The sequence below is a fragment of the Curtobacterium sp. ZW137 genome (assembly GCF_003762905.1).
Taxonomy (GTDB): Bacteria; Actinomycetota; Actinomycetes; order Actinomycetales; family Microbacteriaceae; genus Curtobacterium.
In genome coordinates, this window is record NZ_RJKS01000002.1 from 330,343 (window position 1) to 345,004 (window position 14,662).

The window sequence follows — 14,662 nt, forward strand, 5'->3', positions numbered from 1 at the left end:
TCACGCCAGTGCGGGCACCCCGAGCTCGCCGGTGACGTACTGCGCACGCCCGAAGCCGAACGACCAGTCCTGCGGGCCGTTCTCGACGTAGCCGATGAAGACGTCCTCCGATGCGACGCCGATCCCGGCGAGCGCGTCGTGGATCGCCGCGTAGAGCGTGGTCTTCGCCTCGTCGGTCCGGCCGCGCTGCGTGAACACCTGGATCATCACGACGCCATCGGTGCGCTCGAACCCGAGCCCCGCGTCCTCGGCGATGATCTGCTGCGCAGGGTGCTCGGTGATGATCTGGAACCGGTCGCGCAGCGGGATCCCGTAGACGTCGACGATGGCGGTGTGGATCGCGTCCGCGACGGCGCGGACGGCTTCCGGGCTGCGCCCGGTGGCGAGGTCGATACGGACGAGCGGCATGGTGCCTCCTGCAGTTCGGGACTTTGTCCTGACAAACTAACATGGATCGGCCGGCGGCACCACGACGGCCTGGAGGCTCGGTGCCAGCTGGCACCGAGCCTCCAGGCCGGTGGGGTGTCGCGTCGGACGCGCGCTGCCTAGACGGCCGGCACGATGATGTCGCGCACCAGCGCGTCGAGCTGCGCATCGGCGTCCAGGAACTGGCGGAGCGTCGTCACGGTCGCGCCGAACCGCTCGAACTCGTCGATGATCATGCCGTCGACGTCGTAGCCGCGGGCGAACTCCGGCGTCGCCTTCCGCAGCGCGTCGAGCACGTGCGCCGGGACCTCGTCGTCGATCGCGTCCGGCCGGAACGGGAACGCGTTCGCGTTGATGTCCCTCGACCACTGGAAGGGCGGGGAGACCACGAGGTCGCCGCCCTGGAACTCGGACCACTGCAGGGCGTTGCGGAACGCGGCGACGAGCACACGGGATCGGAAGCCGCGCTCCCGGAAGACCCGGTACGCGTTCTTCACCGCCGCGACGCCGGCCCACTCGAGGTACCCGGGGTCGATCATGACGTGGTCGCGCTTGACGACCGTCTTCAGCCAGTCGTCGAGGCGACCCGCCATCAGCGTCACCACGTGGCCGAACTCCTGCTCCGGCAGGCCGTCGGCGGCGCGACGGTCGAGCGCGCGCTCGATGGCCTCTCCGACGGCGACGACCTGGGCGACCGAGAACGACACCGTCGCGTTGATCGAGACACCGCGGTAGGCCGCTTCCTCGATCGCGGCGATGCCGGTCTTCGTCGCGGGGATCTTCACGATGATGTTCGGCGCGAGCCCGGAGAACCGCACCGCCTGCTCGACCAGTGCGTCCTGGTCGCGGTGGAAGCGCGGGTCGGTCTGCATCGAGAGCCGGCCGTTCCGCCCACCCGACGCCTCGAACGCGGGCAGCAGCTGTGCGGCCGCGGCGATCGAGAGCTCCTCGACGGCCTTCCAGCCGATCCAGGACTCCCCCGCGGTCGGGTGCTCGGCTGCGATCTGCCGGATCCGCGGCACCCAGGTCTCCGGGTCCTGCTTGATGCAGGTGTAGGCGATGACCGGGTTGCAGGTGGCGCCGACGGCTCCGTACTCGGTGATCGCGGTGGCGAGCTCGCGCGGGTCGGCGGAGTCGTTCCACAGCGCGGTCGGGGTCTGCTCCGCCGCCTGGCGGGTGACCGGGCGGGCGTCGGTCTCGGTGGTGACCGGTGTGTCGAGGGTGTTCGTCATCGGTGCAGTCCCTTCGTGATCGTGTCGAGCTGGAAGCGCGAGACCTCGTCGGCGTTCTCGTCCTCGGCGAAGACGCTCGACACGGCGACCGTGTCCTCACGCGCGGTGAACCCCACGCGGTCGAGCGCGGCCCAGAACCGGTCGAAGTCGACGTCGCCCTGGCCCACCGGGAGGTGCTGGTGGACACGCACGGCGTTGCCCGGCGGGTTGGTGATGTACCGGAGGCCGTGCGACCGGTTGTGGTCGAAGGCGTCGGCGACGTGGACCAGCTGGAGCGAGTCGCCGGCGGCGTCGATGATCGCGTCCATGTCCCCGCCGTAGTGGAAGGTGTGGCACGCGACGTAGACGAAGCCGACGTGCTTCGAGTTCAGCCCGCGGATGACGCGGAGCGCTTCGAGGCCGTCCTCGACGAAGTCGTCCGGGTGCGGGTCGATCAGCACGCGGAGGTCGGCGTCCTCGATGATCGGCAGGAGCTCCTCCATGGCCCAGTAGAACTGCGCCTCGGACTCCTCGGCACGCTCGGGGCGGCCGGAGAACTCGGTGTTGATCGTGTCCACACCGAGGCGCTTCGTGATCTCGATGACGCGCTTCCACTGCTTGACCGCGGTCTCGCGGGTCTCGCGGTCGGGGCCCGACCAGCGGAGCACCGGCAGGACGCTCGCCACCTGGACCCCGGCGTCCGTGCACGCCGCGGCGAAGGCGTCGACGAGGTCGTCGTCGGCCTTCGGGTGGCGGAAGAACGGGATGAAGTCCTTGTGCGGGGTGAGCTGGAGGTACTCGTAGCCGAGGTCCGCGACCTTCTGCGGGAACTCCAGCAGCGACAGGTCGTGGTGGAACGGGGTCGGGTCGAGGGCGATCTTCGGCATCAGGCCCCCGCGAGTGCGTTCGCACCGGCGTCGTAGAACGCCGGCTTCGCGGTGGCGTAGGTGACGGACTCGAGTGCGCCGGACTGCTGCGCACGGACCGCGACCTCGGCCACGACGGATGCCGTGTAGCCGTCCCAGGCGCTCGGGCCGTCGATGCCGCCCTGCTTCGCGGCGTCCACCCAGCGCTGGACCTCTTCGTCGTAGGCCGCACCGAACCGCTCGACGAACGACGGGGTCACGCCCTGGCCGGAGACCCCCTGCGACACGAGGTTCAGCGAGGTCTCCCGCCCGATGTACGCCACGCCGGACTCGAAGACGGCGTCGGTCGTCACCTGGTAGCCGAACTGGGCGTTCACGTTGATCTCGACGATCGCCATGGTGCCGGACTCGGTGGTGAACAGGACGAACTGCGGCTCGGGCAGGTCGGCCGGGGCCAGGGAGTTCTTCCGCGGCTTCTTGACCTCCACGCTCGTGATCGCCTCGCCGGTGATGAACGGGATGATGTCGATCTCGTGGATCACCGAGTCGTGGATGAGCATCGACTCGCTGAAGTTCGGCGGCGTCGTCGGGTTCCGGTGCGCGTGGTGCAGCGCGAGGAGGGCCCCGTTCGACCCGGACTCGCGGAGCGCCTTGAGCTCCTGGTAGCCCTTGTCGAAGCGGCGCATGAAACCGACCTGGATCTTCGGGCGGTCCGCCGTGGCCTGCTCGAGCTCCACGATGCGGAGGGAGTCCTCGGCGCTCGTCGTGAGGGGCTTCTCACAGAGGACGGCGAGGCCGCGCTCGAGCGCCGGCACCAGGACCGGCTCGTGCAGGAAGCCCGGCGTCGCGACGATGACGGCGTCGATCCCGGTGGCGTCGAGCGCTTCCTCGAAGGAGGGGGCGGTGATCGCACCGGGGGCCTTCGCCGCGGCGGCCGTGGCGCGCGCGGTGTCCGGGTCGACGATCGCGACGACGTCGGCGCCGGCGATGGTCGAGGTGATGCGACGGATGTGGTCGCTGCCCATCGCGCCCGCGCCGACGACGGCGACGCGGAGGTTGTCAGTGGTGCTCATGGTGTGCTCCTGCGGTGGTGGACTGCTGCTGGTGGACGGGTCAGGACGCGCGGGCTGCGGACGTCGAACCGAGGATGTGCTGGAAGGTGCGGTCGGCGATCGGGCCGGGGGCGTCGACCGAGCAGCCGTACATGTCCTGCTCGACGATGCCGAAGACGTCCGGGTTGATCGCCGCGACCGCCTCGATGATCGGCGCGAGCGCGGGGACGCCGTGCGGGGGCTCGGTCATGATGCCCTGGGACACCGCGGTGGCGAACGGCACGTCGTTCTTCAGCACGTCGAAGAGCAGGTCGGTGTCCACCTGCTTGAGGTGCAGGTAGCCGATGCGCTCGGGGTGCTCCGCGATCAGCTTGAGGTTGTCACCGCCGTAGTAGGCGAAGTGCCCGGTGTCGAGGCAGAGGTTCGTGTACTCGGGGTTCGTGACCTCGAGGAAGCGCACCGTCTCCTTGTACGTCCCGACGTGGCTGTCCGCGTGCGTGTGGAACTGCTGGTGGACGCCGTACTCCTCGAGCAGCGCCTTGCCGAGCTGGTCGTGTCCCTTGCCGAGGCGCTCCCACTGCTCGTCGGTCAGCGTGCGCGACTCGAGCACTTCCTCCGTCGCATCGGAGCGCCAGAGGTCCGGGATCGTCACGAGGTGTTCCGCGCCGAGCTTCGACGCGAGGCCGGCGACCGCCACGGCCTGGTCCCACGCGCGCTGGAACTGGTCCTCGCCCTTGTGGAACCCGGTGAAGACCGTGCCTGCCGAGAGCTTGAGCCCGCGGGACTCGAGCTCGTCGGAGAGCTGGGCGGGGTCGGTCGGCAGGTACCCGTACGGGCCGAGCTCGATCCACTGGTAGCCCGCCGCGGCCGCCTCGTCGAGGAAGCGCTGCCACGGGACCTGCTTCGGGTCGTCGGGAAACCAGACGCCCCACGAGTCCGGCGCGGTGCCGATCCGGATGGAGGCCGGCGCTGCGTCCGTCGAGGGATTGCCGATGGGGGTGGCGGTGTCGGTCATGACGTCGCTGTCGCTTTCTGTGTCGGAGGGGTCAGCCGAGCAGGGGCCGCTGGTTCGCGACCTGCTGCTCGTAGGCGGTGCGGGCGGCCTGGGTACTCGGCAGCGTCGAGGTCTGCGCGACCGGGACGTCCCACCAGCCGGCGCCGTCGGGGGCGTAGACGAGCGGGTCCGAGTTGACGTGCACGAGCGTGGTGTGGTCGTTCGCCTTCGCCTGGCACACCGCGGCCTTGAGGTCCTCGATGGCGTCGGGCCCGGGCTGGACCTCGATCACGTCGACGCCGTAGGAGCGCGCGTTCGCCGCCAGGTCGACGGGCAGCGGCTCGCCGTTCTCGAAGGACTCGGTCTCGTCGAGGTAGCGGTACTTCGTGCCGAAGCGCTCGGACCCGACGGTCTCGGACAGGTGCCCGATCGACGCGTAGCCGTGGTTCTGGATGAGCACGACGATGATCTTGATGCCCTCGGCCACGGCCGTGACGAGCTCGGTGTGCAGCATCAGGTAGGAGCCGTCGCCGACCATCACGATCGCGTCCCGGTCGGGGGCGCCACGGCGGACGCCGATGCCACCGGCGATCTCGTAGCCCATGCACGAGAACGCGTACTCGACGTGGTAGCCGAGCTCGTCCCGCACGCGCCACAGCTTGTGCAGGTCGCCGGGCAGCGAGCCCGCGGTCTGGATCACGACGTCACGCGGGTCGGAGACCTCCTGCACCGCGCCGATGATCTCCGGCTGGCCGGGCAGGGCGTTGCCGGACGGCGCGAACGCGGCGTCCACCAGGGCGTCCCAGTCCTGCTTCCGCGACGCGATCTCCGCGGCGTACTCCGCGTCCACGGTGAACGCCGGGTCCGCGAGCGACGCGGTCAACGCGACCAGGGCCTCCCGGGCGTCGGCGACCAGCGGCAGCTGCGTGCCGTGCTTGTACGCGTCGAACGCGGCCACGTTCACGTTGACGAACGTGACGTCCGGGTCCTGGAACGCGGTCCGCGACGCCGTCGTGAAGTCGCTGTACCGGGTGCCGATCCCGATCACCACGTCTGCGGAGGCGGCGATCGCGTTCGCGGCGGCCGTGCCGGTCGCACCGATGCCGCCGAGGTACTGCGGGTGGTCCCACGTGAGCGAGCCGCCACCCGCCTGCGAGGTGCCGACCGGGATGCCGGTCGCCTCGACGAACGCGGCGAGCTCGGGAGCAGCGTCCGCGTAGAGGACCCCGCCACCGGCGACGATCACCGGGCGCTTCGCGTCCCGGATCGCCGCGACCGCACGGGCCAGGGGTCCGTGCTCCGGCAGCGGACGACGGATGTGCCACTCCCGCGGCTGCAGGAACGCGACGGGGACGTCGAACTCCTCCGCCTGCACGTCCTCCGGCAACGCGATCGTCACCGCGCCGGTCTCCGCCGGGTCGGTGAGCACGCGCATCGCGGCGAGCGCGATCGAGAACAGCTGCTCCGGACGCTCGACGCGGTCGAAGTAGCGGGACAGCGGGCGGAACGCGTCCGTGACCTGGATCGAGGTGTCGTGCGGCATCTCGATCTGCTGCAGCACCGGGTCGGTGGTGCGCGTCGCGAAGGTGTCGGACGGCAGGAGCAGCGCCGGCAGGCGGTTCGTGGTCGCGAGGGCGGCCGCGGTGAGCATGTTCGCGGCACCGGGCCCGACCGACGCCGTCGAGGCGAAGGTCGCACGGCGGCGGTGCATGCGCGCGAATCCGACGGCCTCGTGCACCATCGCCTGCTCGTTGCGGGCCTGGTGGTACGGCAGGAGACCGGGCTGCTCGACGTGGAGCTGCTTGATCGCCTGTCCGAGACCCGCGACGTTGCCGTGCCCGAAGATCCCGAAGATCCCCGGGATCGTCCGTTCGCGGACGTCGCCGTCGACGGTCCACTGGTTGGCGAGGAACTCGACGAGTGCCTGGCCGACCGTCATCCGACGCGTGGTCGTCATCGGACTTCCTCCTTGCCGTACGGCAGGCGCGGGTCGAGCGTCTCGCTCGCCCACACCTGGCGGACCCAGCCGTGGGCGGGGTCGTCGGTGATGTTCCAGACGCGCTCCGGATCCGGCCCGGCCATCACGTTGAGGTAGTACATGTCGTAGCCAGGGGCCGCGACGGCCGGACCGTGCCAGCCGTACGGCACCAGGGCGATGTCGCCGGTGCGGACCTCGCGGAACTCGTCGATCGCGCGGTCGTCCGAGGCGTAGGTCCGGTGCAGCGCGAACGGGTCGGCGGTCTCCGGTGCCACCCCTTCCGCACCGCGGGTCACCGCGGACTCGTAGTAGTAGATCTCCTCGAGGTTCGACTCCTCCCCCGGCACGTTCGTGTCGTGCTTGTGGGGCGGGTACGACGACCAGTTGCCGGCCGGCGTGATCACCTCACACACGATGAACTTGACCGCGTCGAGTGCTGCCGGGGTGCCGAAGTTGTGCACCTGGCGGCTCGACTGGCCGGCGCCGCGGAGCTCCACGGGCACGTCCTGCCGGGGCAGGTACGTGGTGGGCTTGACCGTGTCGGTGGGCGCTTCCGCGACCGCCACGCGACCTGCTCCGGTGATCCGTGCCTCCGTCCCGGATCCCAGGTAGAGGACGTCGGTCGGACCGTCGAAGACGCTGGCGCGTCCTTCGAGCGCTTGCACGCCGCCGCCGTGGGTCTGCTCGCCGCCGCCGTACGTGACCGTGAAGCTGCCGGCCAGCGGCACGACGATGCGTTCCACGGCGTCGGCGTTCAGCTCGAGCGAGCTTCCGTCGGTCAGCGTCCCGGTCCGGAGACCGGTGTGCGCCCACCCCTCGATGCGACCGTCGACCACGTCGGTCCAGCCCGCGTCGGGGCGGGTGCCCCGCGGGACGAACCAGGAGTCCTGCTGCTGCTGTTCCTGCGTCATCGCCTTCGTCCGGGTCAGTTGTTCGACGGGAAGCCGAGGTTGATGCCCCCGTGCGACGGGTCCAGCCAGCGGCTCGTGATCGCCTTCTGGCGGGTGAAGAAGCTCACGCCGTCGGCGCCGTACGCCTTGTGGTCGCCGAACAGCGAGTTCTTCCAGCCGCCGAACGAGTAGTACGCGACCGGGACCGGGATCGGCACGTTGATGCCGATCATGCCGACCTGCACGTCGCGCTGGAAGCGGCGGGCGGCGCCACCGTCGTTGGTGAAGATCGCGGTGCCGTTGCCGAACGCGCCGCTGTTGATGAGCTCGAGGCCCTCTTCGTAGGTCGCCACGCGGACGATCGACAGCACCGGGCCGAAGATCTCCTCGGTGTAGACGCGGCTGGTGGTCGGTACCTGGTCGATCAGCGTCGGGCCGAGCCAGAAGCCGTTCTCGTCACCGTCGGGCTGCACGTCGCGGCCGTCGACGACGACCACCGCGCCGTCCTGCTCGGCGACCTCGATGTAGGAGGCGACCTTGTCGCGGTGCTGCTTCGTGACGAGCGGGCCCATGTCGCACCCGCGACGACCGTCGCCGATGCGCAGCGTGGCCGCGCGCTCCGTGATCTTCTCGATGAGCTCGTCGGCGACGGGCTCGACGGCGACCACGACGGAGATCGCCATGCAGCGCTCACCGGCGGAGCCGAAGCCCGCGTTGATGGCGTTGTCCGCGACGAGGTCGAGGTCGGCGTCCGGCAGCACGAGCATGTGGTTCTTCGCGCCGCCGAGGGCCTGCACGCGCTTGCCGTGCTTGGTTCCGGTCTCGTAGACGTACTGCGCGATCGGGGTCGAGCCGACGAACGAGATCGACTCGACGTCCGGGCTCGTGAGGAGCCCGTCGACGGAGGCCTTGTCGCCGTTCAGCACGTTGAAGACGCCGTCCGGGAGCCCGGCTTCCTTGAACTTCTCAGCGAGCCAGATGGCGGCGCTCGGGTCCTTCTCGCTCGGCTTCAGCACCACGGTGTTGCCCGCCGCGATCGCGATCGGCAGGAACCACAGCGGGACCATCGCCGGGAAGTTGAACGGGCTGATGATGCCGACGACACCGAGCGGCTGACGGATCGAGTACACGTCGATGCCGGTCGAGACCTGGTCGCTGAACTCGCCCTTGAGCAGCTGCGGGATGCTCGTCGCGAGCTCGACCACTTCCTGCCCGCGGGCGATCTCGCCGAGCGCGTCGTCGATGACCTTGCCGTGCTCGCTCGTGATGATCTCGGCGAGCTCGGCCTTGTCGCGGTTCAGGATCTCGCGGAAGGCGAAGAGGATCTGCTGGCGCTTGGCGAGCGAGAGGTTGCCCCACGCCGGGAACGCCGCCTTCGCGCTGGCGATCGCCGCCTGGATCTCGTCCTCGTTCGCGAGGGCGACCTGCTTCGTGGCGACGCCGATCGCCGGGTCGTAGACCGGGGCGGTGTTGCCCGAGGTGGACTCGACGCGCTTGCCGTCGATCCAGTGGCCGATCGTCGTGGTGACGGTGTCCGAGATGGTCATGCGTTGGTTCCTTCGAGAGTGGTGGTGGTCACGTCTTCGTGGTGGGTGCTCGTGCCGGTGTGGACGAGGCCCGCGGCGACGTCCACCGCGGCGGCGACGTCCCCGTCCGGCGGGTACAGCAGGGTGCGGCCGACGACGAGGCCGCGGACGCCGGGCAGGGCCAGCGCGTCCGCCCACTTCGCGTACGTCTCGAGCGGCTTGCTCGACGGGTCGCCGCCGAGCAGGAGCGTCGGCAGCGTCGTCGCCGCCATCACCCGCTCCATGTCGTCGACGACGGGGATCTTCAGCCAGCTGTAGGCGCTGGTCTCGCCGAGGCCCGCGGCGATGGCCATCGAGGTGATCACGGCATCGGCGGTCAGGTCGTTCACGACCTTGCCGTCCCGCCACGTGGACATGAAGGGCTCGAGCATGATCGGCAGGCCGTTCGCCGCCGCCTCGGTGACCGCCCGCGCCGTCGCCTCGAGCGTCGGTGCCGTGCCGGCATCGGCGAGGTTGATCCGCACGAGGAGCTTGGCGAAGTCGAGGCCGGCGTCCTTGATCGAGCGCGCCGAGTACGCGGTGTAGCGGTCGTCCATCTCGAACGACGCCCCGCGGAGCCCGCCGCGGTTCATCGAGCCCACGACGACCTTGTCGTCGAGCGCACCGAGGAGCGCCAGGTCCTCGAGGATGTCCGGCGTGCCGAGCACCCCGTCCACGCCGGGGCGGCTGACGGCGACCACGAGCCGTTCGAGCAGGTCGTACCGGTCCGCCATCGCGGACTCGTCGTCCCGCACGGCCAGGGCACCGCGTGCCGGGTGGTCGGCGGCGACGATGAAGAGCTTGCCGTCGTCGGCGAGCAGGTCGCGCTTGCGACGACCGTCGAGCGCGGCCTGCACCCGCTCCGGGTGGGCGGCGCGGACATCGCGCAGCCGGGCGAAGTCAGCGTGGCTGATCTCAGGCATGGATGGCCTCTTCCGTCGGGTTCTCCTGCAGGAACGTCTCGATCTCGTCGCTCGTCGGCATCGCCGTCGAGCACTCGAACCGCGTGGCGACGATGGCACCGGCCGCGTTCGCGAAGGCGAGGATCCGCTCGAGGCCCCAGCCCTGCAGCAGGCCGTGGGTGAGTGCCCCGCCGAAGCCGTCGCCCGAGCCGAGCCCGTTGACGACGTCGATGTGGTGCGGGCGGAGCTCGACGAACTCGTCCCGGGTCTTCGCGAGGACGCCCTTCGGCCCCTGCTTGACGATGGCGATCTCGACGCCGCGCTCGAGCAGGGCGTCGGCCGCGCGGACCGGGTCGGTCTCCCCGACGGCGACCTCGCACTCCTCGCGGTTGCCCACGGCGACGGTGGCGTGGTCGAGGGCGACCGCCACCTCACGCGTCGCGGCTGCCGGCGAGGACCAGAACATCGAGCGGTAGTCCAGGTCGAGGACGGTGTGGAGGGCTGTCGGGGCCTTCGCCTCGGTCCGCGCCTGGAAGGCGACGTGGTGCGCGCTGCGGCTCGGCTCCTCGCTGAGGCCGGTCACCGTGGTCCAGAACACCTTCGCGCGCTCGATCTCGTGCAGCGGGAGGGACTTCGCGGTGATCATCAGGTCCGGCGCCTTCGGGGCCCGGTAGAAGTAGAGCGGGAAGTCGTCCGGCGGGAAGATCTCGCAGAAGGCGACGGGGGTGTTCAGCCCCTCGACGGTGTCGATGAACGCGTTGGCGACGCCGAACTCCGGGAGCGTGCGGGCGATGTACCGACCGAACGGGTCGTTGCCCGTGCGGGTGATGACGGCGGCGTCGGCGCCGTGCCGGGCTGCGGCGATGGCGACGTTCGTGGCGCTGCCCCCGACGGACTTCGAGAACGTCGCGACGTCCTCGAGCGGGCCCGTCTGCTGGGGGTAGATGTCGACGCTCACGCGACCCATCGTGATCACGTCGTAGGCGTGGGGAGCTTCGTTCGTCATGCGACGTGAGGGACCTTCCGTGCGGCTTCATCGGCGGACGATCACGACTGTACACCTTCCTTGGCTTAATGTCATGACATGGTTTCGGACGCCGTCTCGACGGCTGCACCGGCCGGCCTGGAGGCTCGCCCCGCGTCCTGCCAGCGGGTGTCGGTGGGTCCTGGGAAGGTCTGGTCATGGACTTCCCCGCCCTGCTCATCGGCCTCCTGATCGGCGCGCTCGCGGGCGCCGCCGTCGCGTGGTCGTCCGCCCGGAGCCGCGCCGGCGCCGCCTCCGCGACGGCTGATGCGCTCCGCGCTCGCTTGGAAGAGGTCCGTCGCGACGCCGACGACCGCCTCGACGCGCAGGACACCCAGTACCGGCGACAGGTCGACTCGCTGGAACGGCGGGCGGCCGAGCTCGAGCACCTCGTGCAGCGCATGCACGGCGCCGAGTCCGCCCGGGCGCAGGACGAGTCGAAGGTGCTCACCGCGCTCAGCCCCGTCGCGGACACCCTGGACGTGATGCGCGCCAAGATCGCCGAGCTCGAACGCTCCCGCAGCGAGCAGTACGGCGCGATCTCGACGCAGCTGCGATCGGCCGCCGAGTCCGAAGAGCGTCTCCGAGCCACCGCGGAGACGCTCGCGAGCGCACTCTCCGCCAACAACACCCGGGGGGTCTGGGGCGAGACGCAGCTCCGGAACGTGGTCGAGGCGGCGGGGCTCCTGGAACGCGTCGACTTCGACGTGCAGTCGTCCGTCACCACGTCCGCCGGTGCCGCACGCCCCGACATGATCGTGCACCTGCCCGGCGGCAAGAGCATCGCCGTCGACGCCAAGGTGCCGTTCAGCGCCTACCTGCAGGCGATGGAGATCCCCGCGTCCGCCGCCGGCGCCGAGGGAGCCCGACGCACGCAGCTGATGGCGCAGCACGTCAAGGCGCTGCGCGCGCACGTGGACGCCCTCGCCGCGCGGGAGTACTGGTCCGGGTACGACGCCTCGCCCGAGCTCACGGTGGCGTTCATCCCGTCGGAGTCGCTCATCGCGAGCGCCCTCGCCGCCGACCCGGGGCTGCTCGACCACGCGTTCCGGAAGCGGGTCGCACTCGCCTCGCCCGTCACGCTGTGGTCGGTCCTCAAGACCGTGGCGTTCTCCTGGCAGCAGGACGTCGTCACCGCTGAGGCCCGTGAGCTCTTCCGGGTCTCGCGGGAGCTCTACGGCCGCCTGTCGACCATGGCCGGCCACGTGGACAAGCTCGGGCGGGCGATCCGGGGCAGCGTCGTGGACTACAACCGGTTCGTGGGGTCACTCGAACGCCAGGTGCTGCCGAGCGCGCGGCGGCTGTCACTGCTCGACGAGTCGAAGGTGATCGCGGACCCCACCACGATCGAGGACGAGCCGCGCCTGCTCACCGCACCGGAGCTCGTCGGCGCCGACCGCGACGACTAGCCGACGTCGCGCGGCGTCGCGCGTGCCCGCCCGTCGCGCGTGCCCGCCCGACGCGCGCGGTGCGGATCGCTCCCGCACAACGAAAACCGAACTGCACCGCGTGTTCACGTGGTGCAGTTCGGTTTTGGTTGTGCGAGATTCGCCGGCGGCGCGCGCCGGCGTCAGCGGATCAGAACCACTTCTCGGCGCGGTGGTCCGCCTGGATGCGGCGGATCGTGTTCGAGCGCGAGCGGAGCACGAGCGAGTCGGTGTGGATGACCCCGCGCGAGCGGCGGACACCGTCGACGAGCACGCCGTCGGTGACACCCGTCGCGACGAAGAACGTGTTGTCGCCCGTGACCAGGTCGTCCTGGTCGAGGACCTTGTCCAGGTCGTGGCCGGCGGCGATGGCGCGCTCACGCTCCTCGTCGTCCTTCGGCTGGAGCTTGCCGAGGATCACACCGCCGAGCGCCTTGATCGCGCACGCCGTGATGATGCCCTCGGGGGTGCCGCCGACCCCGACGCACATGTCGATCGGCGAGCCGGGCAGCGCCGCGGCGATGCCACCGGCGACGTCACCGTCGAGCAGCAGCCGGGTACCGGCACCGGTCGCACGGATCGCACGGATCAGCTCGTCGTGACGAGGACGGTCGAGCACGGCGATGACCATGTCCTCGAGGTCCTTGTGCTTCGCCTTCGCCAGCGCACGGATGTTCTCCCCGATCGGCTTCTCGAGGTCCAGGACCCCGCGACCGTCCGGCCCGGCGGCGATCTTGTCCATGTAGAAGACGGCGGACGGGTCGTACATCGAGCCGCGGTCCGAGACGGCCATCACGGAGATGGCGTTCTGCCGGCCGGCGGCGGTGAGCGAGGTGCCGTCGATCGGGTCGACCGCGATGTCGCAGGCCGGGCCGTGCCCGTTGCCGACGTGCTCGCCGTTGTAGAGCATCGGGGCGTTGTCCTTCTCGCCCTCACCGATGACGACGACGCCGTCGAAGTTCACCGTGCCGAGGAACTTGCGCATCGCGTCGACGGCAGCGCCGTCCGCGAGGTTCTTCTCGCCACGACCGACCCACGGCTGCGCCCGGATCGCCGCTGCCTCCGTCGCACGCACGAGTTCGAGGGCCAGGTTGCGGTCGGGCTGGAGGAACAGGGAGCCGGTTTCAGTGGTGGGAGTCACGCCCGCCAGCCTACTCAGCGGTGCCGGGGTCACACACCGGAGCGGCTGACTACGATCGGTTCGGACGCCACCGAGTCGAAGGAGATCCACGTGCCCATCGCAACGCCGGAACAGTACGCCGAGATGATCGACCGCGCGAAGGCCGGCAAGTTCGCCTACCCCGCGGTCAACGTGTCCTCGTCGCAGACCATCAACGCGGTCCTCCAGGGCCTCACCGAGGCCGGCTCGGACGGCATCCTGCAGGTCACGACGGGTGGTGCCGACTACTTCGCCGGCCACACCGTCAAGAACCGTGCCGCCGGTGCCCTCGCGATGGCCAAGTTCGCGCACGAGGTCGCCAAGAACTACCCCATCACGGTGGCGCTGCACACGGACCACTGCCCGAAGGACGCCCTCGACGGCTTCGTCCTCCCGCTCATCGCGGCGAGCGAGGAAGAGGTCCGCCACGGCCGCAACCCGATCTTCCAGTCGCACATGTGGGACGGCTCGGCCGTGCCCCTCGACGAGAACATCGAGATCGCCCGCACCATGATCGAGAAGACCCGCAACATCAACGCCATCCTCGAGGTCGAGATCGGCGTCGTCGGCGGCGAGGAGGACGGTGTCGAGCACGAGGGCACGAACGACGCCCTGTACACGACCTCCGGTGACGTGGAGCGCGTCGTCGACGCCCTCGGCCTGGGCGACAAGGGCCGCTGGATCGCCGCCCTCACCTTCGGCAACGTGCACGGCGTCTACAAGCCGGGCAACGTGAAGCTCCGACCCGAGCTCCTCGGCGAGATCCAGGCAGCGGTCGCGGCGAAGCACGGCACCGGCGAGAACCCCCTCGACCTCGTCTTCCACGGCGGCTCCGGCTCGACCGACGACGAGATCTCCGAGGCGGTCCGCAACGGCGTCATCAAGATGAACATCGACACCGACACGCAGTACGCGTTCACACGCTCGATCGCCGGGTCGATGTTCACCAACTACGAGGGCGTCCTGAAGATCGACGGCGAAGTCGGCAACAAGAAGCAGTACGACCCGCGCGCATGGGGCAAGGTCGCCGAGACGGCGATGGCCGCCCGCGTGGGCGAGGCCGCGAAGATCCTCGGCTCGGCCGGTCACAGCCAGAGCTGATCCACAGAGCACCATCCGGGAGGGCCGGGGCGCGTCCGCAGGGCGCGTCCCGTGCCACGATGGTCGG

Annotated in this window: 13 protein-coding genes; 2 read left to right on the forward strand and 11 right to left on the reverse strand. The window is 70.3% G+C overall.

What is annotated here, in order from left to right; all coding sequences use genetic code 11:
* The 10 genes from EDF55_RS06740 to iolC all read right to left on the reverse strand — a co-directional run bounded on the left by EDF55_RS06740 (position 1) and on the right by iolC (position 10,890).
* Positions 1-408, reverse strand: a complete 408-nt coding sequence (locus EDF55_RS06740; protein WP_123654172.1) for a tautomerase family protein — start codon at positions 406-408, stop codon at positions 1-3.
* A gap of 137 nt (positions 409-545) precedes the next feature.
* Positions 546-1,658 (reverse strand): transaldolase family protein, encoded by a 1,113-nt coding sequence (locus tag EDF55_RS06745; protein WP_221180730.1) that lies wholly within the window; start codon positions 1,656-1,658, stop codon positions 546-548.
* Positions 1,655-2,524, reverse strand: a complete 870-nt coding sequence (locus EDF55_RS06750; protein WP_123654173.1) for a sugar phosphate isomerase/epimerase — start codon at positions 2,522-2,524, stop codon at positions 1,655-1,657. The genes EDF55_RS06745 and EDF55_RS06750 overlap by 4 nt, the downstream gene beginning before the upstream one ends.
* The gene (locus tag EDF55_RS06755) at positions 2,524-3,576 is read right to left on the reverse strand and encodes a Gfo/Idh/MocA family protein (protein ID WP_123654174.1); all 1,053 of its coding nucleotides are present in this window, start codon (positions 3,574-3,576) and stop codon (positions 2,524-2,526) included. The genes EDF55_RS06750 and EDF55_RS06755 overlap by 1 nt, the downstream gene beginning before the upstream one ends.
* Positions 3,577-3,616: 40 nt before the next feature.
* A complete protein-coding gene (locus EDF55_RS06760; protein ID WP_123654175.1) occupies positions 3,617-4,570 on the reverse strand; it encodes a sugar phosphate isomerase/epimerase in 954 nt (317 codons plus the stop codon).
* A 31-nt stretch (positions 4,571-4,601) separates the two neighbouring features.
* A complete protein-coding gene (iolD, locus tag EDF55_RS06765; RefSeq protein WP_123654176.1) occupies positions 4,602-6,506 on the reverse strand; it encodes a 3D-(3,5/4)-trihydroxycyclohexane-1,2-dione acylhydrolase (decyclizing) in 1,905 nt (634 codons plus the stop codon).
* The gene (gene iolB, locus EDF55_RS06770; RefSeq protein ID WP_123654177.1) at positions 6,503-7,438 is read right to left on the reverse strand and encodes a 5-deoxy-glucuronate isomerase; all 936 of its coding nucleotides are present in this window, start codon (positions 7,436-7,438) and stop codon (positions 6,503-6,505) included. Before iolB ends, iolD begins: the two co-directional genes overlap by 4 nt.
* Before the next feature lie 14 nt (positions 7,439-7,452).
* Positions 7,453-8,964 (reverse strand): CoA-acylating methylmalonate-semialdehyde dehydrogenase, encoded by a 1,512-nt coding sequence (locus EDF55_RS06775; protein WP_123654178.1) that lies wholly within the window; start codon positions 8,962-8,964, stop codon positions 7,453-7,455.
* Positions 8,961-9,905, reverse strand: a complete 945-nt coding sequence (locus EDF55_RS06780) for a class I fructose-bisphosphate aldolase (RefSeq protein WP_165931447.1) — start codon at positions 9,903-9,905, stop codon at positions 8,961-8,963. Before EDF55_RS06780 ends, EDF55_RS06775 begins: the two co-directional genes overlap by 4 nt.
* Positions 9,898-10,890 (reverse strand): 5-dehydro-2-deoxygluconokinase, encoded by a 993-nt coding sequence (gene iolC / locus EDF55_RS06785; RefSeq protein WP_123654179.1) that lies wholly within the window; start codon positions 10,888-10,890, stop codon positions 9,898-9,900. Before iolC ends, EDF55_RS06780 begins: the two co-directional genes overlap by 8 nt.
* 176 nt (positions 10,891-11,066) lie before the next feature.
* Here iolC and EDF55_RS06790 point away from each other — a divergent pair, with 176 nt between their 5' ends.
* Positions 11,067-12,317: a DNA recombination protein RmuC gene (locus tag EDF55_RS06790; protein WP_123654180.1), complete on the forward strand. Its 1,251-nt coding sequence runs from the start codon at positions 11,067-11,069 to the stop codon at positions 12,315-12,317.
* Positions 12,318-12,486: 169 nt separating this feature from the next.
* Here the strand turns inward: EDF55_RS06790 and glpX are convergent, their stop codons facing one another.
* Positions 12,487-13,476, reverse strand: coding sequence for a class II fructose-bisphosphatase (gene glpX / locus EDF55_RS06795; protein WP_123654181.1), 990 nt, complete (start codon positions 13,474-13,476; stop codon positions 12,487-12,489).
* Between the two features lie 90 nt (positions 13,477-13,566).
* Between glpX and fbaA the strand changes: the two genes are divergently transcribed.
* Entirely contained in the window at positions 13,567-14,595 is a 1,029-nt protein-coding gene (gene fbaA, locus EDF55_RS06800) for a class II fructose-bisphosphate aldolase (RefSeq protein WP_123654182.1), read from the forward strand.
* Positions 14,596-14,662: the final 67 nt, after the last annotated feature.